General features: G+C 59.9%; 1 pseudogene. It reads right to left on the reverse strand.

The window, feature by feature from the left end:
* Positions 1-388, reverse strand: a pseudogene (tolB, locus tag EN818_RS30945) (Tol-Pal system protein TolB); the annotation flags it as partial.
* Positions 389-399 lie beyond the last annotated feature (11 nt).

Here is a 399-nt window from a genome sequence, read left to right on the forward strand (position 1 = left end):
CCGATCTGCCGAAAATGTCCCACAGCCGGTACTGGGCGCGGATGCGGCCATCGGCTTCCTTGCTCACGGCGCCGGTCACCAGCGCCTGGGCGTTGATGACTTTCCAATCCTCATAGCGGGGCGCGGCGTCCGGATTCGTGATCTTTTCGACAAAGGCAGCCTTGTCGATCGGCGCGAACAGTCCCGACCGTTTCAGATCGGCGGTTACGATTTCCGATATCTGTGGCCCAAGCCCTCCTTGAAAATCGGGGATGGCGATCGGCAGCGGCTCAACATTGCCCTGGGTGACCTTCAGCTCAACCTTAGCCAATGCCGGCAAGGCAGAGCCCAAAGTCGTGCCCAGTGCCATCGCTGCGATCACCAGGAGCGGATTGAGGAAAGATCTCATGTCTTCTCGCT

This window comes from Mesorhizobium sp. M3A.F.Ca.ET.175.01.1.1, assembly GCF_004791945.1.
In the GTDB taxonomy this organism is placed as follows: domain Bacteria; phylum Pseudomonadota; class Alphaproteobacteria; order Rhizobiales; family Rhizobiaceae; genus Mesorhizobium.